General features: G+C 71.5%; 20 protein-coding genes. 6 read left to right on the plus strand and 14 right to left on the minus strand.

Annotated features, from left to right (window positions below; translation table 11 throughout):
* Positions 1 to 148: 148 nt before the first annotated feature.
* Genes ACWF79_RS01160 through ACWF79_RS01180 form a run of 5 tightly spaced genes read right to left on the minus strand, consistent with a single transcriptional unit; the run spans position 149 to position 6,124 of the window.
* Positions 149 to 1,633, minus strand: coding sequence for a cellulose binding domain-containing protein (locus tag ACWF79_RS01160; protein ID WP_453725942.1), 1,485 nt, complete (start codon positions 1,631 to 1,633; stop codon positions 149 to 151).
* Entirely contained in the window at positions 1,630 to 3,132 is a 1,503-nt protein-coding gene (locus ACWF79_RS01165) for a beta-N-acetylhexosaminidase (RefSeq protein WP_453725943.1), read from the minus strand. The genes ACWF79_RS01160 and ACWF79_RS01165 overlap by 4 nt, the downstream gene beginning before the upstream one ends.
* 9 nt (positions 3,133 to 3,141) lie before the next feature.
* Positions 3,142 to 3,975, minus strand: coding sequence for a carbohydrate ABC transporter permease (locus tag ACWF79_RS01170; protein ID WP_453725944.1), 834 nt, complete (start codon positions 3,973 to 3,975; stop codon positions 3,142 to 3,144).
* Complete coding sequence (locus ACWF79_RS01175; RefSeq protein ID WP_453725945.1) at positions 3,972 to 4,871, minus strand: carbohydrate ABC transporter permease; 900 nt, start codon at positions 4,869 to 4,871, stop codon at positions 3,972 to 3,974. Before ACWF79_RS01175 ends, ACWF79_RS01170 begins: the two co-directional genes overlap by 4 nt.
* The gene (locus ACWF79_RS01180; RefSeq protein WP_453725946.1) at positions 4,868 to 6,124 is read right to left on the minus strand and encodes an extracellular solute-binding protein; all 1,257 of its coding nucleotides are present in this window, start codon (positions 6,122 to 6,124) and stop codon (positions 4,868 to 4,870) included. The genes ACWF79_RS01175 and ACWF79_RS01180 overlap by 4 nt, the downstream gene beginning before the upstream one ends.
* 194 nt (positions 6,125 to 6,318) lie before the next feature.
* On the opposite strand from ACWF79_RS01180, the gene ACWF79_RS01185 reads away from it, so the two are divergent.
* Positions 6,319 to 7,086: a GntR family transcriptional regulator gene (locus tag ACWF79_RS01185; protein WP_453725947.1), complete on the plus strand. Its 768-nt coding sequence runs from the start codon at positions 6,319 to 6,321 to the stop codon at positions 7,084 to 7,086.
* A 97-nt stretch (positions 7,087 to 7,183) separates the two neighbouring features.
* On the plus strand, positions 7,184 to 7,399 hold the full coding sequence (locus tag ACWF79_RS01190; RefSeq protein WP_453725948.1) for a dodecin: 216 nt from the start codon (positions 7,184 to 7,186) through the stop codon (positions 7,397 to 7,399).
* 43 nt (positions 7,400 to 7,442) lie between these two features.
* On the opposite strand, the gene ACWF79_RS01195 is transcribed toward ACWF79_RS01190, so the two are convergent.
* A complete protein-coding gene (locus ACWF79_RS01195; protein ID WP_453725949.1) occupies positions 7,443 to 7,931 on the minus strand; it encodes a phosphatase domain-containing protein in 489 nt (162 codons plus the stop codon).
* Positions 7,932 to 8,149: 218 nt separating this feature from the next.
* Between ACWF79_RS01195 and ACWF79_RS01200 the strand changes: the two genes are divergently transcribed.
* Together ACWF79_RS01200 and ACWF79_RS01205 are read left to right on the plus strand one after the other, a co-directional pair.
* A complete protein-coding gene (locus ACWF79_RS01200) occupies positions 8,150 to 9,163 on the plus strand; it encodes an LLM class flavin-dependent oxidoreductase (RefSeq protein WP_453725950.1) in 1,014 nt (337 codons plus the stop codon).
* A 26-nt stretch (positions 9,164 to 9,189) separates the two neighbouring features.
* Positions 9,190 to 11,568, plus strand: coding sequence for an ATP-binding cassette domain-containing protein (locus ACWF79_RS01205; protein ID WP_453725951.1), 2,379 nt, complete (start codon positions 9,190 to 9,192; stop codon positions 11,566 to 11,568).
* Positions 11,569 to 11,607: 39 nt separating this feature from the next.
* On the opposite strand, the gene ACWF79_RS01210 is transcribed toward ACWF79_RS01205, so the two are convergent.
* Positions 11,608 to 12,168, minus strand: coding sequence for a YceI family protein (locus tag ACWF79_RS01210; protein WP_453725952.1), 561 nt, complete (start codon positions 12,166 to 12,168; stop codon positions 11,608 to 11,610).
* 115 nt (positions 12,169 to 12,283) lie between these two features.
* Here ACWF79_RS01210 and ACWF79_RS01215 point away from each other — a divergent pair, with 115 nt between their 5' ends.
* Positions 12,284 to 13,147 carry a helix-turn-helix domain-containing protein gene (locus tag ACWF79_RS01215; protein WP_453725953.1) on the plus strand — a complete coding sequence of 288 codons (864 nt, stop codon included), beginning with the start codon at positions 12,284 to 12,286 and terminating at the stop codon, positions 13,145 to 13,147.
* A gap of 25 nt (positions 13,148 to 13,172) precedes the next feature.
* Here the strand turns inward: ACWF79_RS01215 and melC2 are convergent, their stop codons facing one another.
* The 5 genes from melC2 to ACWF79_RS01240 all read right to left on the minus strand — a co-directional run bounded on the left by melC2 (position 13,173) and on the right by ACWF79_RS01240 (position 18,129).
* A complete protein-coding gene (melC2, locus tag ACWF79_RS01220; protein WP_453725954.1) occupies positions 13,173 to 14,000 on the minus strand; it encodes a tyrosinase MelC2 in 828 nt (275 codons plus the stop codon).
* A 23-nt stretch (positions 14,001 to 14,023) separates the two neighbouring features.
* On the minus strand, positions 14,024 to 14,416 hold the full coding sequence (melC1, locus tag ACWF79_RS01225; RefSeq protein ID WP_453725955.1) for an apotyrosinase chaperone MelC1: 393 nt from the start codon (positions 14,414 to 14,416) through the stop codon (positions 14,024 to 14,026).
* Positions 14,417 to 14,733: 317 nt separating this feature from the next.
* A complete protein-coding gene (locus ACWF79_RS01230; RefSeq protein ID WP_453725956.1) occupies positions 14,734 to 15,480 on the minus strand; it encodes a succinate dehydrogenase/fumarate reductase iron-sulfur subunit in 747 nt (248 codons plus the stop codon).
* Positions 15,477 to 17,417 carry a fumarate reductase/succinate dehydrogenase flavoprotein subunit gene (locus tag ACWF79_RS01235; protein ID WP_453725957.1) on the minus strand — a complete coding sequence of 647 codons (1,941 nt, stop codon included), beginning with the start codon at positions 17,415 to 17,417 and terminating at the stop codon, positions 15,477 to 15,479. Before ACWF79_RS01235 ends, ACWF79_RS01230 begins: the two co-directional genes overlap by 4 nt.
* A 1-nt stretch (position 17,418) precedes the next feature.
* Positions 17,419 to 18,129, minus strand: coding sequence for a succinate dehydrogenase (locus ACWF79_RS01240; protein ID WP_453725958.1), 711 nt, complete (start codon positions 18,127 to 18,129; stop codon positions 17,419 to 17,421).
* A gap of 72 nt (positions 18,130 to 18,201) precedes the next feature.
* On the opposite strand from ACWF79_RS01240, the gene ACWF79_RS01245 reads away from it, so the two are divergent.
* Positions 18,202 to 19,080 carry a LysR family transcriptional regulator gene (locus tag ACWF79_RS01245; protein ID WP_453725959.1) on the plus strand — a complete coding sequence of 293 codons (879 nt, stop codon included), beginning with the start codon at positions 18,202 to 18,204 and terminating at the stop codon, positions 19,078 to 19,080.
* A gap of 179 nt (positions 19,081 to 19,259) precedes the next feature.
* Here the strand turns inward: ACWF79_RS01245 and ACWF79_RS01250 are convergent, their stop codons facing one another.
* Positions 19,260 to 21,449 (minus strand): putative bifunctional diguanylate cyclase/phosphodiesterase, encoded by a 2,190-nt coding sequence (locus ACWF79_RS01250; RefSeq protein ID WP_453725960.1) that lies wholly within the window; start codon positions 21,447 to 21,449, stop codon positions 19,260 to 19,262.
* The gene (locus ACWF79_RS01255; protein ID WP_453725961.1) at positions 21,446 to 22,258 is read right to left on the minus strand and encodes an SAM-dependent methyltransferase; all 813 of its coding nucleotides are present in this window, start codon (positions 22,256 to 22,258) and stop codon (positions 21,446 to 21,448) included. The genes ACWF79_RS01250 and ACWF79_RS01255 overlap by 4 nt, the downstream gene beginning before the upstream one ends.
* Positions 22,259 to 22,549 lie beyond the last annotated feature (291 nt).

Consider the following 22,549-nt stretch of genomic DNA (forward strand, 5'->3'; position numbering starts at 1 on the left):
GGCCCCGCGGGGGGTGTGGGGGGGGGTGGGGGGGGGGTGTTGGGGGCCCCCCCCCCGCTTGGCGCCCCGCCGGGCGGGGTCGGGGGGGGGGGGGGGGGCCCGCCCCCCCCCGCCCCTCACCCCGGGCAGGACCGCGGGACGCGCGCCGTTAGACGGCCGGTACGGAGTCCTCGAAGGCCGTGCCCGCCGTGCGGTACGCCGCGACCTTGGCGGCCACCTGCGCCGGGGTCAGGACCTGGTCCTTGACGTGCAGGACGTAGTCGACCTTCTGGTCGTAGGACCGTGCCGTGGTCGAGGTCTGACCCTGGAGGTCGATGAGCCACTGGTTGAAGTTGATGGACATCGGGCGTTCGGGCAGATAGCGGGCGTCGTGGCGGCCGAACTCCTGGCCGTCGACGTAGTACACGATCGTGTTGTCGTCGATGGTCAGGACGAGGTCGTGCCAGCCCGCGTAGCTCGCGCGGACCTCGGAGTGCTGGTTGACCGCCTCCCAGGGGTCGGGCCGGTAGGTCTCCCACGAGGTCGTGTAGAGGATGTTGGCGGGCTCGCCCCAGCCGCCGTTGGGCAGGTACTCGAAGTCGTACTCGGCGTAGTCGTCCGCCATCGGCGCCTTGAGGTCGTTGATGGTGAAGAACGTCTGGACGAGACGGTCGCCGTCCGGTCCGGAGAGCGGCGCGTCGGAGAAGCGGACCCGCGCCGCGTACGTGCCGTTCTTGAACTTCATGGAGCGGGTGAGGACTTCGGTCTGTCGCGTCGACTCGGGGGTACCCGCGGTCGAGGTCCGCAGGTTCATGATCGAGTTGGTGCCCTCCTTGGCGAAGGTCACGTTCTCGGGTGCCCACGTGGCGCCGGGCACGCCGGGGCCGCCGGAGTTGGAGCGCACGCTCCAGCCGTGGGCGGCGATCGAGGGGTCGGTGTGCGCGGTGTAGTCGAAGTCGTCGAAGAGGGCCGGGCCGTTGGCGGGCGGCGGGGTGGTGGGGTCGGTGGGGGTCGGGGTCGGCTCGTTGCCCGCCGGGGCGGTGCCCCAGACCTGGACGCCGCCGACGGTGGCGGTGACCTTGCTCCAGTTCGCGTACGTGGTCTGCGTCGGGCCGAAGGAGTAGTCGTCGCTCTGGTTCAGCGGTTGCCAGTTGGAGCGGTGGAAGCGCAGCTGCATGTCGCCCGTGTCGGCGCCGGGGGCGAGGCTGCCGGCGCCCGCGGTGAAGCCGACCTCCAGGTAGCGGTCGGCGGTGGCGGTGGGCCGGGCGAGGGTGCCGAAGGTTCCGGTGAGGTTCGCGCAGCCCTTCACCGCCCAGGAGCAGGCGTAGGTGTACGAGGCTCCCGCGTCGGCCTTGAAGTAGTACCGCAGCTTCACCTGGCTCAACGGGATGCTCGACGAACCGGAGTTGACGACCTTGAACCAGGGCTCGACCTGGTCGCTCCCACCGGCGCTCTGCCGGTACTGGACGGTCACGGCCTCACCGGCCGCGGCCGCCGGAAGCGCGGTCAGGGCGGTGGCGCCGAGGCCGGTCACCGCGGCTACGGCGAGCGCGGCCCGTATCCGCAGGCCGGCGCCGATCGTCCGGGGGCTCGTCGCGCCTGTGCTCGTGGTGTCGTCGCTCGTCGTGCCGGTGCTCGTGGGTCGGGTACTCATGAGGATTCCTCTCCTTGGACGGAGGTGGGGGAAAGGCGGCGCGGCACTCCGAGGGTGTCGAGCCGGGTCCGGTGGTGGCGCAGCCGTGCCTGGAAGCCGGGCCAGTCCCGGCGCCCGGTCCAGGCGGTCTCGGCGAGGGCGCAGAGCCGTGGAAAGGCCAGGTACTCGGCGTGGGCGCCGGTGGGGACGTACTCGGTCCAGAGCTGCGCCTGGGTGCCGAGGACGCGTCCGCTCTCCTCGGGGCTCCAATGGGCGGGCGCGGGGTCGGTGCCGAGCACGGTGCGCAGGTCGACGACGGCTCCGGGCTGGCCGGGCGGCTCGTCGGGGCTCGCCGACTGGGGGTAGTCGAGGTAGGTGGAGCGGTAGGGCGCCATCACGACCTGGTGGCCGCGACGGGCTGCGGTCAGGCCGTGGACGGTGTCGCGCCAGGGCATGACGGTGAAGTACGGCGGGAGGTCGGCGCCGGTCTCGGTCCAGCCGAGCGGCCGGCGGCCGGCCTTGACGAGGTGAGCGCCGATCCGCTCCATGAACCAGCCGTGCAGGGCGTCGGGCCCGTCGAGTCCCTCCTCGGCGGCGCGTCGGCGGGCGGCGGGTGAGGCGTGCCATTCGGTGGTGGGGCACTCCTCGCCGCCGATGTGGACGTACGGGGAGGGGAAGACGTCCATCACCTCGTCGAGGACGTCGCGGCAGAAGTCCAGGGCCTCGTCGTGGACCCCGAGGACGGTGTCGCACACCCCCCAGCGGTCCCACACCGCGAGCGTGCGGTCGGGCCGGTTGCCGAGGGTCGGGTAGGCGGCGAGCGCGGCTCTGACATGGCCGGGCATCTCGATCTCGGGGACGACGGTGACGCCTCGTTCGGACGCGTGCCGCACGAGGGCGGCCAGTTCGGTGCGGGTGTAGGCGCCGCCGTGCGGATGGCCGCCGATCTCGGTGAGCCGGGGGTGGGCGGCGACCGGCATGCGCCAGCCCTGGTCGTCGGTGAGGTGGAGGTGGAGGACGTTGAGCTTGTGGAGGGCGAGCAGGTCGACGTAGCGCCGGAGGAAGGCGATGGACCGGAAGGTGCGCGAGACGTCGAGCATGGCGCCGCGCCAGGAGAACCGGGGGACGTCGGTGATCTGGACGCAGGGAACGGTCCACTCCACCCCGGTGACGGGGTGGTCGAGCAGCGCCTCGGTGGGCAGGAGTTGACGGAGCGTCTGGACTCCGGCGAGCAGTCCCGTGGCGGTGGCGGCGCGCAGCAGGACTCCGTGGGCGCCGACGGTCAGGCCGTACCCCTCGTCGCCCAGTCCGGTGAGGGCGGGGTCGAGGGCGAGGACGACGGGCCCGTCCGGTCGCTCGGGCAGCCGCAGCCCGGTGGCCGGTCCGAGGAGGGTCCGCAGCAGCTCGGCGGCGCCCTGGGCGCCGGGGGCGATCCTGAGCGCCGTGTCGTCGTCGAAGGTGAACGCGCCGGGTAACAGGCTGAGTTGGGTGGGCTCGGGCACAAGTGCGGGTGTGCGCATGGCGTCGGGCTATCCCTTCACGGCTCCGCCGGTCATCCCGGCGGCGACCCGGCCCTGCAGGACCAGGAAGAGGAGGAGGACGGGCAGGGCGAAGAGGGTGGAGGCGGCCATGGTGGCGCCCCAGTCGGTGCCGAAGACGTTGGAGAAGGAGGAGAGCCAGACGGGCAGGGTCCGGTCGTCCTGGTTCTTGATGATGAGCATGTTGGCGAAGGCGAACTCGTTCCAGGCGGTGATGAATCCGAAGAGCGAGGTGGCCATCAGCCCGGGTGCGAGCAGGGGCAGCGTCACCCGTCGGAACGCCTCGGCGCGGGTGCAGCCGTCGACCTGGGCGGCCTCTTCGAGTTCGGCGGGGACGGCGGCGAGGAAGGAGCGCAGGGTCACGATCGTGAAGGGCAGGGTGACCATGAAGTAGATGAGGGTGAGGGTCACCAGCCGGTCGAGCAGGTCGGCGTCCCGGGCGATGACGTACATGGGGATCAAGAGCGCTTCCCACGGAGCGACTTGGGCGATGAAGACCATCAGGACGAATCCGCGCCGGCCGCGCCAGCGCAGGCGGGCGACGGCGAATGCCGCGCCGAGCGCCACGACCAGCGCGAGCAGGACGCAACCGGCGGTGACGAGCAGGCTGTTGCGCCAGAAGAGCCAGAAGCCGTCGGCCTCGACGGCGTGCGCGAAGTGCTCCAGGGTGAGGGAGGTGGGCAGGAAGACGGGGGTTTCGGCCTGGATGTCGGGGGTGGGTTTGAAGGCGGTGAGGACCATCCAGTACACGGGGAAGACGGCGAGGACGAAGACGGTCGCCGCGGCCGTGTTCAGCGGGATGCGGTGCAGGGCGCGGGGTGTCACCGGTCGGCCTCCTGCCGGAGCAACTGACGGAAGTAGGCGATGAGGACGGCGACCAGGAGGAGCACGGTCAGGGTCGAGACGGCCGATCCGAGGTCGTAGCGGTGCAGGGACTGGGCAACCCGGTACGCGTAGACCGGCAGCGTGGTCGTCGCGTCACCGGGGCCGCCGCGGGTGACGGCCCAGATCTGGGCGAAGCAGCGGAAGACCCAGATCACTTCGAGGCAGAGGACCAGGCCGAAGAGGGGGCGGAGCAGGGGCAGGGTGATCGAGCGGAAGATCCGCCAGGCGCCGGCGCCGTCGAGCCGGGCCGATTCGTACAGCTCCTCGGGCACGGTCATCAGGGCCGCGTGCAGGGTGATGGCGGCGAACGGGACCGACTGCCACACCACGAGCAGGACGAGGACGGTGAAGGCGGCCGTGCCGTCGGCGAGCCAGGAATACCCCTCGTAGGAGGTGAAACCCAGGCGCACCAGGCCCCAGTTGACGACACCGAGGCGGGAGGCGAAAAGCCACTGGAAGACGGTGGTGGTGGCGATGACGGGGCTGGCCCAGGCCAGGACGAGCCCGCTCGTCACCAGGATCCGCATCCGCCGGCCGAGCCGCCGCATCACCAGCGCGACGAGGGTGCCGATCACCATGATCAGGACGACGTTGATCAGGGTCCACCAGAAGGTGCGCCGGACGACCTCCCAGAACTCCGGGTCCGCGAGGACTTTTCGGTAGTTGGCGAGTCCGACGAACGGCGCGCCGCCCCTGATGAGTTCGCCCATGCCGTACTGCTGGAAGGAGATCAGCAGATTGCGGACGAGGGGGTAGCCGAGGAGCAGGGCGCCGCCGAGGACGGTCGGCGCGACGAGGAGGTAGGGCCAGAGGGCGGCCCGGCGCCGCCCGCTCACGAGCCGAGGGTCTTGGTGATGCTCTCCGACGCGTCCTTGGCCGCCTTCGCCGGGTCGGTGCCGGTGAGCACGGCGGTCATGTACTGCTTGATCGGGTTGGTGGCCTCGACGGCCGCCCACTGGGGGGAGTTGGGCGTCGCGCGGCCCTGCGCCGCCCCGGCCGCCATGGCGGCGGTGCCTTCGTCGTCCTGGATGACACGGGCGAGCGAGGTGCGGTTGGGGACGTAGCTCATGGTCTTCGCCATCTCCGTCTGCCACTTCTCACCGGCGAGCGCCTTCACGACCTCGTAGGCGGCGTCGGGGTGGGCGGAGGCCTCGGGGACGATGAGGTCGGAGCCGCCGGTGAAGACGGCGCCGGGCTTGTCCGCCGTCGTGCCGGGGATCGGGAAGAAGCCGAGCTTCCCCTTGAGCGCCGGGTTGGCCTCCTCGACGATCTTCGCGCCACCGGGCACGGCGATGATCTGGGCGACGTCTCCCTTGGCGAAGACGTCGGCCTGCGGGGGCTTGGCCTCGTCGGAGTCCTTGGGTCCCTTGCCGAGGGCCTGGAGCTGCCGGTAGAAGTCCATGCCGGCGAGCGCCTGCGGGGTGTCGAGCGCCCCCTTCCACTCCTTGCCGTCGCGTACGGCGAGGTCGCCGCCGTCCTCCCAGATGAAGCCCGCGAGGGCGTACCAGTTCTGTCCGGGCAGGTAGATGCCCTGGTTCTGCCCCTTGTTGAGCTTCGCGGTGACCGTGAGCCACTCGGCGCGGGTCTTCGGCGGGGCGGCGACGCCTGCCTGGGCGAAGAGGTCCTTGTTGTAGATGACGACCCGGTTGGCGGCGTACCAGGGGATGCCGTACTGCTTGCCGTCGACCTTGCCGGGCTCGGCGAGGCCGGGCAGCCAGTCGGCGCCGTTCAGGTCGGCGACCTTGTCGCTGAGGTCGCGGACGCCGCCGCTCGCCGCGTACTGCGCGATCTGGGTGTTGCCGACCTCGATGACATCGGGGGCGTCCTTGCTGGCCAGGGCGGCCGTGACCTTCTCGCCGATGCCGTCCCACTCCTGGATCTGGATGTCGAGGGTGGTGCCCTGGTGCGTCGCCTCGAAGTCGGTGCGGAAGCGGGTGAGGAAGTCGTCGGTGACGCTGTCCTTCATGATCCAGACAGTGACCTTGCCGGATCCGCCGGCCTTCGGGTCGTCCGTCGAGCCGCAGGCGGTCACGGAAAGGGCGAGGGTGGTCGCCAGGGCGACGGGGACGGCGAGGGAGCTGATCTTCACGGGCACCTCGGAGAAGATGGATTGACCAATTGGTCAGGTGGTCAGCTGCGTGCCCAGAAGGTGGCATAGACCAATGGGACCGTCAACCCCTTGAAAAATATGCGCTGTTCACCGAACTTCCGGCCCTCGACTCTGGCTAGGATTGGACTTACCACCTGACCAGTCAGGAGAGCCAGGGAAGCCAGGGAGAGCACATGAAGGACAGCCCCTCGGGCGGGGTGCTGAAGCGGGAGCGGGTACGGGAGCACCTGCTGGGCCTGATCGAGGCCCGGGGACCTGGTATGCCGATCCCGTCCGAACGCACGCTCTGCGCCACCCTCGGCGTCTCGCGCCCCACCCTGCGGGCCGCGGTCGACGAACTCGTCGCGACGGGTGCCCTCGTACGGGAGCAGGGGCGCGGCACGTTCGTCGCTCCGGACAAGATCACACAGCAACTCATGCCGCTCGACACGGCGTTCACGGTCCCCCGGGCCGCGGGCACCTGGTCCAGCCGGGTGCTGGAGTCCTCCAGAACGACGGCCGGGGCGCGGATCGGCCGGAAACTCCGCATCTCCCCCGCCGCCGAGCTGTTCTACATCGCGCGGCTCCGCCTGGTCGACGGCTCACCCATGGCCATCGAGCATCTGCACATCCCGGCGGACCTGCTGCCCGGGGCGCTCACCACCGAGGAGCTGGAGGCCGGCGATCTCTACGAGCATCTGCGCGACCACCACCGGATCCATGTCCGGGAGGCGACGCAGTCCATCGAGCCCACCGTCGTCAGCGAGGACGAGGCGGAGCTGCTCGACATTCCCGTGCTCTCCCCCGCCCTGCTGATCGAGCGCCTCACCCTGGACACCTCCGGACGGCCCGTCGAGTACGTCCACTCGGTGTACCGGGGCGACCGCTACCGGATCGTCTCGCGTCTCGACTTCACGCAGGACGGCGTCGTGACCTCCTCGACGGAAGGGGACGCGTACTGACCGCCACGGGCGCGGGGCCGGGAGCATCCGACGTGTCGCGGACCGGGGCGGGGTGGGGCACGGTGGAGTTTCCCCCACGGAGAGGAATGCGGCCCCCATGTCGAACCACACCTACCGCGTCACCGAGATCGTCGGCACGTCCACGGAGAGCGTGGACCAGGCCATCCGCAACGGCATCGAGCGGGCCTCGCAGACGCTCCGGGGCCTCGACTGGTTCGAGGTGACGCAGGTCCGCGGCCACCTCGTGGACGGCGGCATCGGCCACTACCAGGTGGGCCTGAAGGTCGGCTTCCGGCTGGAGGACGGCGACTGACGGCCCTCCCCGCGCGGGTCAGCTCTCCCGAGGGGCCGGTCTCTCAGGTCCGGCCCTCCTTCTCCTGGGCGTCCATGAGCGTCTGCGACGCCGTCGCCCAGCGGGCCCGTACGACGGTGAAGCCCGCCTCCTCGGCCGCGTCGCAGACCAGCTCGTCGTCGTCCACGAGCATCCGGATCTCGCGGTCGCGGCCCAGTCGGCGCAGGATCTCCAGCTTCGTCACGCGCGCGGGGCGGAAGTCCCTGTCCCGCCGCATGTGGAGGGCGCCCTCCGGAAGGCCGTGCGTGGCGAGCCATTCGACGGTGTCCCGGCGGCAGCGCTCGGGCCTGCCGGTGAGGTACACGACCTCGCACTCCTCGGCGGCTTCCTGGCACAGGGCGACGCCCTCGGCGAGCGGCGGATCGTGCGGCGCGGCGGCGAAGAACGCCGCCCAGTCGCGCGGGCGGCGCTCCAGGAATCGCTGCCGGTGCGCCGTGGAGGCGAGAGTGTTGTCGAGGTCGAACACGGCGAGGGGGCTGCTGGTACGCGTCACCCGCATAGCGTAGGCAACCGCGGAGGGCGCCCGGACCTCCGGCACCGGGAAACGTCTCCGGGTTGCCGGGTGCAGCGCCGGGCCCCCCGGGTCTGTCCCGTCCGCCGCGCCGGGAAACTCCCCCCGGTCCTGTCCGTCCGCCGCGCCGGAAAACCCTCCCCGACCTGCCCCGTCCGCCGCGCCGGGAATCCTCGGCGGCCCGGGGCGTTGAACCCCACGTGAGCCTTTCAGACGACGGTATCCGTCTCTCCGTACTCGACCGCTCCCGGACCCGGGAGGGCGAGGACGGCTCCGTGGCGCTGCGCGCGACCGTGGACCTGGCGCGGGAGGTGGAGGCGCTCGGGTACCACCGGTTCTGGGTCTCGGAGCACCACAGCGTCCCGGGGGTGGCCGGTTCGGCGCCGACGGTCCTCGCGGCCGCCGTGGCCGCAGCCACCTCCGCCATCCGGGTCGGGACCGGCGGGGTGATGCTTCCGAACCACCAGCCCATGGTCGTCGCGGAGCAGTTCGGCGTCCTGGAGTCGCTGTTCCCCGGCCGGATCGACATGGGCCTCGGCCGTTCGGTCGGCTTCACCGACGGGATCCGACGGGCGCTCGGCCGGGACAAGGACGACGCCGAGCGGTTCGCGGAGCAGCTGGACGAGCTGCTCGGCTGGTTCACGGGGACCCAGACCGCCCACCCCCAGGTGCACGCCCGCCCCGCGGAGGGGCTTCGGGTCCCGCCGTACGTCCTGGCGACCGGCGAGGGCGCGTCGATCGCGGCCGAGGCCGGGCTTCCGCTGGTGATCGGCGATCTGCGCGGCCGGGAACGGATGCTGCGCGCGATCGACGGCTACCGTTCCGCCTTCCGGCCCTCCTCCTGGTCCACCGAGCCGTACGTCGTGATCGCGGGCACGGTCGCGGTCGCCGCGACCGAGGAGGAGGCGCGGACGCTGCTGGTCCCGGAGGCGTGGTCGCTCGCGTACTCCCGTACCCAGGGTGTCTTCCCGCCGCTCCTGCCCGCCGAGGAGGTCAGCAGGCTTCCCATGACCGACAAGCAGCGCGAGCTCTTCGCCTCGGGGCTCACGGGGCATCTGTACGGCACGGAGGAGCAGGTCGGAGACGCGCTGGAACGGGTGGTGAAGGAGAGCGGGGCGCAGGAGGTGCTGGTGACGACCAGTACGTACGACCGTGCGGCGCTGCTCGACTCCTACCGCCGACTCGCCCGTACCGCAGGCCTGGTACCGGCCTGACCAGGGAAAACACCTAGACTCAAGCCATGCCCGACAGCTCCCCCGACCCGTCCGGCGCCCCTGCGGCCGACCGGCGGCACGATCCGTACGTCCGTGTGCGCGGCGCCCGCGAGCACAATCTCGCCGGCGTCGACGTGGACATTCCGCGCGACGCGATCGCCGTCTTCACGGGGGTGTCCGGCTCCGGCAAGTCCTCGCTCGCCTTCGGGACGATCTACGCGGAGGCGCAGCGCCGCTACTTCGAGTCGGTCGCGCCGTACGCCCGGCGGCTCATCCACCAGGTGGGGGCGCCGAAGGTCGGCGAGATCACCGGGCTCCCGCCGGCGGTCTCACTGGAGCAGCGCCGCTCCTCGCCGGGCGCCCGCTCCTCGGTCGGCACGGTCACGACGCTCTCCAACTCGCTGCGCATGCTGTTCTCCCGCGCCGGTACGTATCCGTCGGGGGCCGCGCGGCTCGACTCCGACGCGTTCTCGCCGAACACCGCCGCCGGCGCCTGTCCCGAGTGCCACGGCCTGGGCCGGGTGCACGAGACCAGTGAGGAACTGCTGGTGCCCGACCCGGAGTTGTCGATCCGGGACGGGGCGATCGCCGCATGGCCCGGGGCCTGGCAGGGGAAGAACCTGCGCGACGTCCTTGACGCCCTCGGTCACGACGTCGACCGGCCGTGGCGGGAGCTGGACGCGAAGGACCGGCGGTGGATCCTCTTCACGGACGAGCAGCCGGTCGTCACGGTGCATCCGGTACGGGAGGCGGGGCGCATCCAACGCCCGTACCAGGGAACGTACATGAGCGCCCGGCGCTATGTGCTGCACACCTTCTCGGACTCGAAGAGCGCCACGCTGCGCGCGAAGGCGGAACGCTTCCTGACCAGCGCCCCGTGCCCGGTCTGCGGGGGTGGCAGGCTCCGCCCGGAGGCGCTCGCGGTGACGTTCGCGGGCCGTACGATCGCCGAGCTGGCAGCCCTGCCGCTGACGGCCCTGGCCGGGCTCCTCGCGGACCACGACGGCTCCGAGACCGCGCGCGTCCTGACCGAGGACCTCCTCGCGCGGATCGGCACGGTGACCGAGCTGGGCCTCGGCTACCTCAGCCTGGACCGCGCCACCCCGACCCTGTCCAACGGCGAACTCCAACGGCTGCGGCTCGCCACCCAGTTGCGCTCGGGCCTGTTCGGCGTCGTGTACGTCCTCGACGAGCCGTCCGCCGGTCTGCACCCGGCCGACACCGAGGCGCTCCTGGTGGTCCTGGACCGGCTGAAGGCGGCCGGCAACACGGTGTTCGTGGTCGAGCACCATCTCGACGTGGTCCGTCATGCCGACTGGATCGTGGACGTCGGCCCCCGGGCGGGGGTGCACGGCGGCCGGGTCCTGCACAGCGGCCCGCCGGGCGAACTCGCCGGGGTGGCCGAGTCGGCGACGCGCCGCTTCCTCTTCGACCGCGCGCCCGTACCCGAGCGTGCGGTCCGTCCCCACACGGGCCTACTGCGCGTCGGGCCCGTCACGCGGCACAATCTCAGGGCCGTGGAGGCGGGCTTCCCGACCGGGGTCCTCACGGCGGTGACCGGGGTCTCGGGCTCGGGCAAGTCGACGCTGGTCGGCGAGCTGAGCGAGGAACTCGCGGGCGTGGAGCGGATGGTGACGGTCGACCAGAGGCCGATCGGGCGGACGCCCCGGTCCAACCTGGCGACGTACACGGGCCTCTTCGACGTCGTACGCAAGCTGTTCACGGAGACCGAGGAGGCACGGTCCCGCGGCTACAAGGCGGGGCGGTTCTCGTTCAACGTGCCCGGTGGGCGGTGCGAGACCTGTCAGGGTGAGGGCTTCGTCTCCGTCGAGCTGCTCTTCCTGCCGAGCACGTACGCGCCCTGCCCCGACTGCGGGGGCGCCCGCTACAACCCGGAGACGCTGGAGGTCCGGCTGCGCGGTCTCACCATCGCCGAGGTGCTCGACCTGACGGTCGAGTCGGCAGCCGAGTTCTTCGCCGACACGCCCGCCGCGGCCCGGAGCCTGCGCACGCTGCTCGACGTCGGCCTCGGCTACCTGCGGCTCGGACAGCCGGCGACCGAGCTGTCGGGCGGTGAGGCCCAGCGCATCAAGCTGGCCTCCGAGCTCCAGCGACCGCGCCGGGGTCACACCCTGTACGTCCTGGACGAGCCGACCACAGGACTCCACCCGGCCGACGTGGAGGTCCTGATGCGCCAGCTCCACGGCCTGGTCGACGCCGGTCACACGGTGGTCGTCGTCGAGCACGACATGGACGTGGTCGCCACGGCGGACTGGGTGATCGACCTGGGGCCGGGCGGGGGCGAGGAGGGCGGCCGGATCGTCGCCGAGGGGCCGCCGCGCAGGGTGGCGGAGGCACCGGAGAGCCGGACCGCGCGGTATCTCGCGGCCCGGCTCTCCGGCTGAACACCGGCCGGGAACCCCGGAAGTCATGGGTCGCCTGGGCTACTTGGACGGCTGGGGCTCGACGAACTGGACCTCCAGGCTGACCTTGATCACGTCGCCGAGGAAGCCCGGTGCGAAGTCCAGGCCGAAGTCGCTGCGGCGGAACTCGCCGGTCGCGTCGAAGCCCGCGTGCCGACTGCCGTCCACCGGGACGTCGACGACGCCGCCGAACTCGACGTCGAAGGTGATGGGGCGGGTCACGTCACCGATGGTGAGGTCACCCTCCAGGGTCCACTCCTCCCCCGCGCCGCCGATCCGGGTGGAGCGGAAGGTCATCGTCGGGCGCTTCTCGACGTCGAGCAGGTCCGCGGCCCGCACGTGCGCGTCACGGTCCGCGTTGCCGGTGTCGATCGAGGCGAGGGCGACGGTCGCGGTGATCGAGGAGTCCGCCAGGCTCTCGCCGACGACCAGCTCGGCGTCCAGGTCGTTGAAGCGGCCGCGCACCTTGGAGATGCCGAGGTGCCGGACGGTGAAGCCGACGGCGGAGTGCAGCGGGTCGAAGGCCCAGCGTCCGGGGATCAGCGGAAGAGCGGTCGTGGAAATCTGCGCGTCGTTGGTCATGGCTCAACGCTGCGGCCTGGCACCGCCGCGAGGAAGGCCGCGCAGAGGCGGGTAGTGCGCAGGCTGGTAGTGACAGGGCCACCCTCCCTTCCTCCCCTCCTCGTACGATCGAGGGATGAGCGACAACGAACTGGGGGCTTTCCTGCGCGCCCGCCGCGAGGCCCTCACGCCCGCCGAGGCCGGGCTGCCGGCCGGGACGCGCCGGCGGACGCCGGGGCTGCGGCGGGCGGAGCTGGCGATGCTGGCCGGGATCAGCGTGGAGTACCTGGCCCGCCTGGAGCAGGGCCGGGACCGCAATCCCTCCGCCCAGGTCCTCGGCTCGCTCAGCGACGCGCTGCGGCTGCCGCTCGACGCCCGGGTCCACATGCGGCGGCTGTTGAAGTCCCAGGACCGCAAGCACCTGTGCACGGCCGCCCCGGCGCCGGCCCGCGAGGTCCGGTCCACGGTGCGTACCCTGCTCGACCGGCTCGGCGAGACCCCGGCCGCCGTGACGAACATGCTGGGCGAGACCGTCGCGTACAGCGACGGCTACGCGCGGCTCGCGGGCCCCGTGGGGCTGCTCGACGGCGACCCGCCGAGCCTGCCGCGCTACGTCTTCACCGACCCCCGGGCCCGCGAGGTCTACCCGGACTGGGACCGGGTCGCCGACCAGCAGGTGGCGGCGCTGTACTTCGGCATCACCGGCTCCGAGCCCACGATGGCGGAACTGGCCAGGGAGCTGACGATCACCGCGGGCTCGGCGTTCTCCGACCGGCTGGCTTCGGCGGGTGTCCTGCCGGACCGCTCGGGCGTGGAGCGCCTGGTGCACCCCGAGGCCGGCGAACTGCGCCTCGCGTACGAGGTGCTGGAGCTGGCGGAGACCGACGGGCAGCAGCTGGTGGTACGGCTGCCCGCCGACGAGGCGTCCTCCGCCGCCCTGGACCGGCTGGTAGGCCGCCGCCCGGGCACCTTGCGCGCGGTCGGCGACCGACCGGCCTGATCCGGCCTGATCCGGACGAGAGACCCTAGGCCGCCGTGTCGAAGGTGTAGTGGCGGGTGTGGTCCAGCATGTCCGCGGGGGTCACGTTGTTCCAGGGGCGCATGGTGTCGTTCAGGTCGACGACGTTCGCCGTGCCCGCGGCCGGCAGGTACGTGGACCGGGGGTGACGGGCCTGCCAGTCGGCCCACAGCTTGTCGATGAACGCGTGGTGCATCCAGAACACGGGGTCGTTCGGGGAGACTCCCGTGCCCATCTGGCCGCCGACCCAGACGTGGACGCGGTTGTGGAGGTTGACGCCGCGCCAGCCCTCCAGGTGGTTGCGGAATCCGTCCGACGAGCTGTTCCACGGCGCCATGTCGTAGGTCTCCATGGCGAGGACGGAGTCCACCTCGGCGCGGGTGGGCAGCTGACGGCCGCCGGCGCCCAGATCGCGCCGCAGGAAGTCACGCCCGTCGACCCGCACGTTGATCGTCCACCGGTTGCCGCTGCGGGCGAAGGCGCCGTCCAGCACCTGGCCGTCGCGGGCGCGGCCGGTGCCGCCGAGGAAGTCGGGGGCCCAGAGCGAGGAGCGGGCTGTGCGGTCGGCCGTCCAGTCCCAGTAGGGCAGGGCGACCGTGGAGTCGACGGACTGCAGCGCCTGCTCGAACTCCATGAGGAAGCGGCGGTGCCAGGGGAGGAACGAGGGCGAGCGGTGGCCGACTCTCTCGCCACTGTCCGTGTCGCCCATGATGAAGGCGTTGTGCGTGGTGACGAAGGTGTCGTAGCGGCCCGAGCGCTTGAGCTCGAGGAGCGCGTCGACGAAGCGTCGCTTCTCGTCGGCGGTGAGGGCGGCCTGGTTCTTGCGTACGGTCATGGTGGTGCGGCTCCTGGTTCGGGTCAGACGAGGGTGAGCGGAACGAGGGGCGCGCCCCTCAGCTCCCGGACGGCGGCGCGGGCCGCCGCCTTGGCCGTGGCGACCGGCTCGTAGTGGCTGATCACGCTGATCCAGGTGCCGTCGGCGTTCTGCATGACGTGCAGTTCCTCGCCGTCGATGGTCACGGAGTAGCCGCCCCCGTGGTGCCCCCCGTGATGGCCGCCGCCGTGCGCGGGGCCGCCCTTGATGCGTCGGCCCAGGTAGGTCTCGTCGAAGGACGCCGGGGCGGAGCCGGCGGCCGGGGCCGCGGCCCGCGGTGCGGCCGCGCCCGCGGATCCGGCGACGGTGAGGCCCGTGACGGCCCCGGCTGCGCCTGCGGCGACGCCGAGCGCCTTGCGGCGGGTGATGCTGGACATGACTGGTCCCCCAAGTGGTCGAACAGGACCGGGGGTTGGTCATATGCCCCCGGCAGGACCATCAATACCCAAGGGTTCCGGAGCGCCGGAAATCACCAGATGTCGGTTGGTCGCGAAATGGCCAACTCGTAGCGAAATGTACAGACTTGAACAGAGTTGATCTTGCCGTGCGGAGACACCGCAACACCCGGAGATGAAAATCTTACGGAGATCACGACGATCTCGTGAAGATCTTCCTCTCCGGGGTGCGGGACGTGGCAGGGGTCACGCCCCTGGACTGTCCGAAAGCGGCCGTGCCCCGCGCCGGAATCCGGGATTCAGTGGCGGGCCTTACGACGCGCGCGCAGCCACTCCTTGTTCATCGCGGCGATCGACGGCAGCGGGATCCCCTTCGGGCAGGCCGTCGCGCACTCGCCCGTGAGGGTGCAGCCGCCGAAGCCCTCGGCGTCCATCTGGCCGACCATGTCCAGGACGCGGCTCTCGCGCTCCGGCGAGCCCTGGGGCAGGACGTTCAGATGGTTGACCTTCGCCGAGGTGAAGAGCATCGCCGAGCCGTTCGGGCAGGCGGCCACGCACGCGCCGCAGCCGATGCACTCGGCGTGCTCGAACGCGAAGTCGGCGTCGGCCTTCGGCACCGGGGTCGCGTGGGCCTCGGGGGCCGAGCCGGTGGGGGCGCTGATGTAGCCGCCGGCCTGGATGATGCGGTCGAAGGCGGACCGGTCGACCACCAGGTCCTTGACGACCGGGAAGGCGGAGGCGCGCCAGGGCTCGATGTCGATGGTGTCGCCGTCGCGGAAGGACCGCATGTGGAGCTGGCAGGTGGTGGTGCGCTCGGGGCCGTGGGCGTCGCCGTTGATGACCAGGCTGCACGCGCCGCAGATGCCCTCGCGGCAGTCGTGGTCGAAGGCGACGGGGTCCTCGCCGCGCAGGATGAGTTCCTCGTTGAGCGTGTCGAGCATCTCCAGGAACGACATGTCGGAGGAGATGCCGTCCACCTCGTAGGTGGCCATGGCGCCGGGGGCGTCGGCGTTCTTCTGGCGCCAGACGCGCAGGTTGAGCTTCATGCGTAGCTCCGCTGGGTGGGGTGGACGTACTCGAAGGTCAGCTCTTCCTTGTGGAGCACGGGGGCGTCCCCCGTGAACTCCCAGGCCGCCACGTACGAGAACTCCTCGTCGCGGCGCTCGGCCTCGCCGTCCGGGGTCTGGGACTCCTCGCGGAAGTGGCCGCCGCAGGACTCGGCCCGGTGCAGCGCGTCGAGGCACATCAGCTCGGCGAGCTCCAGGTAGTCGACGATCCGGTTGGCCTTCTCCAGCGACTGGTTGAACTCCTCGCCCGTGCCTGGGACCTTGATGCGGCGCCAGAACTCCTCGCGGATCTGCGGGATACGGTCGAGCGCCTTGCGCAGGCCCTCCTCGGTACGGGCCATGCCGCAGAACTCCCACATCAGTTCGCCGAGTTCGCGGTGGAAGGAGTCCGGGGTGCGGTCGCCGTCCACCGCCAGCAGCAGGTTCAGCCGGTCCTCGGTCTCGGCGAGCACCTCGCGGACCGCCGGGTGTTCGTCGGTGACCTGTTCGGCGTGCGGGTGGCGGGCGAGGTAGTCGTTGATGGTCGAGGGCAGGACGAAGTAGCCGTCGGCGAGGCCCTGCATCAGCGCGGAGGCGCCGAGCCGGTTGGCGCCGTGGTCGGAGAAGTTGGCCTCGCCGATGGCGAACAGGCCCGGCACGGTGGTCTGGAGGTCGTAGTCGACCCAGAGTCCGCCCATCGTGTAGTGCACGGCCGGGTAGATCCGCATCGGAACCTCGTACGGGTTCTCGGCGGTGATCCGTGCGTACATGTCGAAGAGGTTGCCGTACTTCTCCTCCACGGCCTTGCGGCCCATCCTCCGGATGGCGTCGGCGAAGTCGAGGTAGACACCCTGGCCGCCGGGGCCGACGCCACGGCCCTCGTCGCAGACGTTCTTCGCGGCGCGGGAGGCGATGTCGCGCGGGACGAGGTTGCCGAACGAGGGGTAGATCCGCTCCAGGTAGTAGTCGCGCTCGTCCTCGGGGATCTCGGCGGCCGGGCGGGTGTCGCCCTTGGCCTTGGGGACCCAGATGCGGCCGTCGTTGCGCAGCGACTCGCTCATCAGCGTCAGCTTGGACTGGTGGTCGCCGGTGCGCGGGATGCAGGTGGGGTGGATCTGGGTGAAGCAGGGGTTGGCGAAGTACGCGCCGCGCCGATGGGCCCGCCAGACGGCGGTGGCGTTGGAGTTCATCGCGTTCGTCGACAGGTAGAAGACGTTGCCGTAGCCGCCGCTGGCGAGGACGACGGCGTCCGCGTAGTGGGTGGAGATCGCGCCGGTGATCAGGTCGCGGGCGACGATGCCGCGCGCCCGGCCGTCGACGACGATCAGGTCGAGCATCTCGGTGCGGGCGTGCATCTCGACGTTGCCGGCCGCGATCTGCCGCGACAGCGCCTGGTACGCCCCGAGCAGCAGCTGCTGGCCCGTCTGGCCGCGGGCGTAGAAGGTACGGGAGACCTGGACGCCGCCGAAGGAGCGGGTGTCGAGGAGCCCGCCGTACTCGCGGGCGAAGGGCACGCCCTGGGCGACGCACTGGTCGATGATCTCGACCGAGATCTGGGCGAGGCGGTGGACGTTGGACTCGCGGGCGCGGAAGTCGCCGCCCTTGACGGTGTCGTAGAAGAGCCGGTGGATGGAGTCGCCGTCGTTGCGGTAGTTCTTGGCGGCGTTGATGCCGCCCTGGGCGGCGATGGAGTGGGCCCGGCGCGGGGAGTCCTGGTAGCAGAACTGGACGACGTGGTAGCCCTGTTCGGCGAGGGTCGCGCCGGCGGAGCCGCCCGCGAGGCCGGTGCCGACGACGATGACGGTGTGCTTGCGCCGGTTGGCGGGGTTGACCAGCTTGGCCTGGAAGCGGCGGGTGTCCCAGCGTTCGGCGATGGGCCCCGCCGGGGCCTTGTGGTCGACGACCGGCTCTCCGGTCGTGAAGTCGAGGAAGCTCATGTCAGCTCACCACTCCGGTCATGACAGCTACGGGTACGGAGACGAAGCCCACGGTCAGGACGAGCGCGAGGCCGTTGGCAAGGATCTTCAGGAGCCGCTCCCGGCGGGCGTTGCCGACGCCGAGGGTCTGGGCGGCGCTCCAGAAGCCGTGGCGGACGTGCAGGCCGACGGCGAGCATGGCGACGATGTAGATCGCGTTGCCGTACCAGGTGGAGAAGGTGTCCACGACGTTCTCGTACGGCCTGCCCTCCTGGAAGCCGCCGGAGTGGACGGTGCCGGTGGTGAGGTCCAGGACGTGCCAGACGATGAAGAGGGCCAGGATGATCCCGCCCCAGCGCATGGTGCGCGTGGCGTACGAGGACCGCTTGCGGCGGTGGACGTAGCGGGTGGGGCGGGCCTTGATGTCGCGCCTGCTGAGCTGGTAGGCGGAGACGGCGTGGCCGACCACGGCGGCGAGCAGCACGATCCTGACGAGCCAGAGGGCCCAGGAGTGGTGCAGCACGGGGGCGCCCATGGTGCGCAGCCAGTGGCCGTAGGCGTTGAACTCCTCGGGGCCGAAGAAGACCTTGAGGTTGCCCATCACGTGGGCCACGAGGTAGCCGAGCATGATCAGGCCGCTGACGGCCATGACGGTCTTCTTGCCGATGGTCGAGGACCAGAAGCCGCGGGAGCGGGTGGGCGGCGGGGGTGCCGTCTTCGTTGCCAGAGCCATGCAACAGACGCTAGGGCCCAAGGGCCCGAGAGGTCCAAGACATGGTCTCGCTCATCTCGATAGGCTGAGCCTATGCAGTTCCAGCAGCTTCTGTACTTCGTGGCCGTGGCCGAGACCCGGCACTTCACGCGCGCCGCCGAGCGGGTGCACGTCTCCCAGCCCTCCCTGTCGCAGCAGATCCGGGCCCTGGAGCAGGAGCTGGGGGCGGAGCTGTTCAGCCGGGCGCGGGGGAACATCGCGCTGACCGACGCGGGCGAGGCCCTGCTGCCGCTGGCACGGCGCATCCTCGCGGACACCGACACGGCCCGGCACGAGGTGCAGGAGCTGGTGCAGCTGAAGCGGGGCCGGGTGCGGCTCGGCGCGACGCCGAGCCTGTGCACGGGCCTTCTGCCGGACGTGCTGCGTGCCTTCCACGACCTGCACCCGGGGATCCGGCTGCTCATCGAGGAGGGCGGCTCGCACGATCTCGTACGGGAGCTGGCGCGCGGCGCGCTCGACCTGGCGCTCGTGGTCCTGCCCCTGCCGACGCCGTCTCCGGCGCTGACGACCGTGGAGCTGCTGCGCGAGGACCTGGTGGTGGTGTCGAGCGCGGCGGCGCCGTCGCCCGCGCGGCCGGTGCGGATCGCGGATCTGCGGGACCAGCCGCTGGTGATGTTCCGGCACGGCTACGACCTGCGGGAGCTGACCGTGGCCGCGTGCCGGGCGGAGGGCTTCGAGCCCTCGTTCACGGTGGAGGGCGGGGAGATGGACGCGGTCCTCGGGTTCGTACGGGCGGGTCTGGGGGTGGCGGTGGTGCCGGCCATGGTCGCCGCCCGGGCGGGCCGCGACCTCCGCGTGACGGCCCTGGCCCGTCCCGGCCTACGACGCACGATCGCCCTGGCCCACCGCAGCGACGTGGCGCCACCGCGAGCGGCACGCGAGCTGCAACGCCTACTCGTCCACTCGACCTGACCGCGCCGCCTCCACGACGGCGCCGCACCCGTGGTGACCGCAGGCACCGGGAGCCTGGGCCCGGCGTGGGCGCCGTCCCGTGTGCCCACCCGTCCCGCCCAGCGGGACGATTGCCCACACGGGGGCGGGATGGCGCCCCAGCGGAACGACTGCCCACGACGGCGGGGCGCCGCGCCTGGCTACACCGCGTCCGCCAGGACCAAGGAGTGGATGCGGTCCGGGGCGCCGGGGCGGGCGTAGTACCAGCCCTGGGCCGTGTCGCAGCCGAGCTCGCGGAGCTGCTGCGCCTGCGCGCCCGTCTCCACGCCCTCGACCGTCACCGCCAGCTCCAGGCTGTGCGCCAGCGAGACGATGCCCTCCACGATCTTGAGGTCGACCGGGTCCGCCGGGTGCTGCTGCATGCCCTGGGTGAAGGAGCGGTCCAGCTTGAGGACGCTCACCGGAAGCCGGCGCAGGTTGGCCAGGTTCGAGTAGCCCGTGCCGAAGTCGTCGAGCGCGATGTCCACGCCCATCTCGGCGAGTTGCCGCAGCGGCTTCAGCAGATCGTCGTCCGCGCCGATCAGCGCGGACTCGGTGACCTCCAGGCAGAGCGCGCCCGGTTCGAGCCCCGACCGCTCCAGGACGTCGACGGTGTCGGCGACCAGGCGCGGGTGGTGCAGCTGGGTCGGCGAGAGGTTGACGTTGATCCGCAGCGGGCCGCCGTCTGCGTGCCGGGCCTGCCAGAAACGGGCCTGGCGGGCGGCCTCCTGGAGGACCCAGCGGCCGAGCGGCACGATCAGGCCGGTGTTCTCGGCGAGCGGGATGAACCGGTCGGGTCCGAGGACCCCGTGCTGCGGATGGCACCACCGTACGAGCGCCTCGGCGCCGTGCACGCTGCCGTCGCCGAGGTGCACCAGCGGCTGGTACTCGATGAAGAACTCACCGCGCTCCAGCGCCGCCGGCAGCGCGGTGGTCAGCCCGTGCCGGGTGATCGCGCGGGCGTCGGCCTCGGCGTCGGCGAACTCGAAGCGGTTGCCGCCTGCCGACTTGGCCCGGTACATGGTGATGTCGGCGCTGCGCAGCACCTCCGCCGGGGTCCGCTCCCCCGCCGGTCCCTCGACGACGCCGACGCTGCCGCGGACGGTCAGTTCGCGGCCGTCGATCCGGACGGGGGTGGCGAGCGCGCCGAGGATACGGTTCGCCAGCTCCACGACCTCCCGCTCGGTGTGCGGGCCGGTGGTCAGGGCGACGAACTCGTCGCCGCCGAGCCGGGCCACCATCTCGCCGGGCGCGGTGGCGCAGCTCTGCAGCCGGTCGGCGACCTCCACGAGCAGCCGGTCACCGGTCGAGTGGCCGAGGCTGTCGTTGATGGCCTTGAAGCCGTCCAGGTCGAGGTAGCAGAGGCCGAAGCGCCCGCCGTCGGCCGAGGTGAGCGCCTTCTCCAGGCGCTCGAAGAACAGGGTGCGGTTGGGCAGTCCGGTGAGCGCGTCATGGGTCGCCTCGTACCTCAGCCGGAGGTTGAGCAGCCGCCGTTCGGTGGTGTCCTCCATCAGCGCCAGCTGGTACTGGGGGGCGCCGTCGGCGTCGCGCAGCAGCGAGACGGTGAGGTTGGTCCACAGGACCGTGCCGTCGCCCCGGTAGTACGGCTTCTCCACGCGGTAGTGGTCGCGCTCGCCGCGCACCAGCTCGCCGTAGAGCTTCCAGACGTGCGGGCCGTCCTCGGGGTGCGCCCACTCGCTGACGTTGCGGCTGCGGACGTGCTGCTCCAGACCGCCGAACATCCGGGTCAGGGTCTCGTTGATCTCCAGGATGTTGCCGTCGAGGTCGGCGATGCCGATCCCGATCGCGGCCCCGTCGAAGACCGCACGGAAGCGGCTCTCGGTGGCGTGCAGGGCGACTTCGGCGGCGCTGCGGGCGTTGAGCGCGGAGCGCGCGATGGCCTCCTGCTCCAGGCGGGTCCGCTCGCGCAGCGCCTGGGCGAAGCCGGCGGCCATGGCGTGCTGGAGCCGTGAGCAGCGGGCCCGCAGCTCCTCCATGGAGGCACCGGTGACGGTGGCCGTGGCTCCGGCCTCCTCCTCGCCGCAGTACAGCACCAGGTACGCGTCGATGACCCCGAGGGTGCGGCTGAGCGCGTCGGGGTCGGTGCAGTGGACGCTCACGAGCGCGGCTCCGGCGCGGTGCGCGGGAGCCGTGTCGAAGGACCGGTCGTGCAGCGCGGCGCGCAGATCACGGGCGAGCGGCAGCAGACGCTGCTCGAACTCTGCGCGGGTCATCGAGGTGGCCGTGACCGGGAAGATGGCCCGGCTCCAGATGGTCACGAACCGCCTGAGTCTGTCCTCGAGGCCGTCCGGCTCCGCGCCGGAACCGGACGGCTGCGACGGCACCTTCACGCTTTGCGCCCCACCCCTGCGAAGCCCGAGAAGGCGAAGGGATCCTCGTCCTCGACCGGGCTGTCGGGTCGCCAGTCGGGCATGGAGACCAGGCCCGGCTCGACGAGTTCGCAGCCTTCGAAGAAGCGGCCGATCTCGCCGTGGGAGCGCATCACGAGCGGGCTGCGGATGCTCCGGTAGACCCCGACGGTGCCTTCGGCCTCGTCCTGAGGGAGCGGGATGCCCTCGAACGAGGCGTGGGTCAGCACAAGAAGGCTGCCGGGGGCGAGGGCGTCGATGAGCTCGGCGACCGCCCTGCCCGGTTCGTCCTCGTCCTCCAGGAAGTGCAGGACGGCCACGAGCAGCAGCGCCACCGGCTTGTCCAGGTCGAGGAGTTCGCCGACCTCGGGGCTGTTCAGGATCTCCCGCGGCTTGCGCAGATCGGCCGCGACCACGGCGGCACGGTCGTTGCCCTCGAGGACGGCGCGGCTGTGCGCGACGGCCACCGGGTCGTGGTCGACGTAGACCACGCGCGCGTCGGGGGACGCCGCCTGGGCGACCTCGTGGACGTTGCCGAACGTCGGTATACCGGAACCGATGTCGAGGAACTGGGTGACGCCGTTGTCGACGGCGAAACGCACCGCGCGACGCATGAAGGCACGATTCGCCTGCATGACCTTGGGGAGACCCGGCATGAACTCCATGGCCTTGCGGGCCGCTTCCCGGTCCACCTCGAAATTGTGCGAGCCGCCCAGATAGAAGTCGTACATACGGGACACGCTCGGTACCGAAATATCGATACCCGGCGGGGCCCAGGCGGGACGCTCCATCAATGTCTCCAACAAGTCGCCACGGAGGATACGGCCATGTGTTCGCGGCCGGTGTTCGAGCCGAGGCTACTGATCGCCCGCCGGGAGAGCGAGTGGAAACGGAAATTCGCGGTCCGTTCTTGGTCACACGCCATTGGCACGTGCGTGAGGAACGCAGAGTTCACGCCTTCAGCGCGTGCACTTTCACGTGCATATGGACGTGCGTCGGTCCGCCGTCACGGGGGGGGGGGTGGGGGGGCCCCCCCGTGGGGTGCGCGGCGCGGGGGGGTTTATTGGGGGCTACGCCCACCG

The sequence above is a fragment of the Streptomyces sp. NPDC054975 genome, assembly GCF_053609105.1.

Bases quoted from the DNA above. Each gene is read 5' to 3' on its own strand.
- ACWF79_RS01160 (WP_453725942.1), bottom strand. From the start codon at position 1,633: ATGAGTACCCGACCCACGAGCACCGGCACGACGAGCGACGACACCACG.
- ACWF79_RS01165 (WP_453725943.1), bottom strand. From the start codon at position 3,132: ATGCGCACACCCGCACTTGTGCCCGAGCCCACCCAACTCAGCCTGTTA.
- ACWF79_RS01185 (WP_453725947.1), top strand. From the start codon at position 6,319: ATGAAGGACAGCCCCTCGGGCGGGGTGCTGAAGCGGGAGCGGGTACGG.
- ACWF79_RS01190 (WP_453725948.1), top strand. From the start codon at position 7,184: ATGTCGAACCACACCTACCGCGTCACCGAGATCGTCGGCACGTCCACG.
- ACWF79_RS01205 (WP_453725951.1), top strand. From the start codon at position 9,190: ATGCCCGACAGCTCCCCCGACCCGTCCGGCGCCCCTGCGGCCGACCGG.
- ACWF79_RS01210 (WP_453725952.1), bottom strand. From the start codon at position 12,168: ATGACCAACGACGCGCAGATTTCCACGACCGCTCTTCCGCTGATCCCC.
- ACWF79_RS01215 (WP_453725953.1), top strand. From the start codon at position 12,284: ATGAGCGACAACGAACTGGGGGCTTTCCTGCGCGCCCGCCGCGAGGCC.
- melC2 (WP_453725954.1), bottom strand. From the start codon at position 14,000: ATGACCGTACGCAAGAACCAGGCCGCCCTCACCGCCGACGAGAAGCGA.
- melC1 (WP_453725955.1), bottom strand. From the start codon at position 14,416: ATGTCCAGCATCACCCGCCGCAAGGCGCTCGGCGTCGCCGCAGGCGCA.
- ACWF79_RS01230 (WP_453725956.1), bottom strand. From the start codon at position 15,480: ATGAAGCTCAACCTGCGCGTCTGGCGCCAGAAGAACGCCGACGCCCCC.
- ACWF79_RS01235 (WP_453725957.1), bottom strand. From the start codon at position 17,417: ATGAGCTTCCTCGACTTCACGACCGGAGAGCCGGTCGTCGACCACAAG.
- ACWF79_RS01240 (WP_453725958.1), bottom strand. From the start codon at position 18,129: ATGGCTCTGGCAACGAAGACGGCACCCCCGCCGCCCACCCGCTCCCGC.
- ACWF79_RS01245 (WP_453725959.1), top strand. From the start codon at position 18,202: ATGCAGTTCCAGCAGCTTCTGTACTTCGTGGCCGTGGCCGAGACCCGG.
- ACWF79_RS01255 (WP_453725961.1), bottom strand. From the start codon at position 22,258: ATGGAGCGTCCCGCCTGGGCCCCGCCGGGTATCGATATTTCGGTACCG.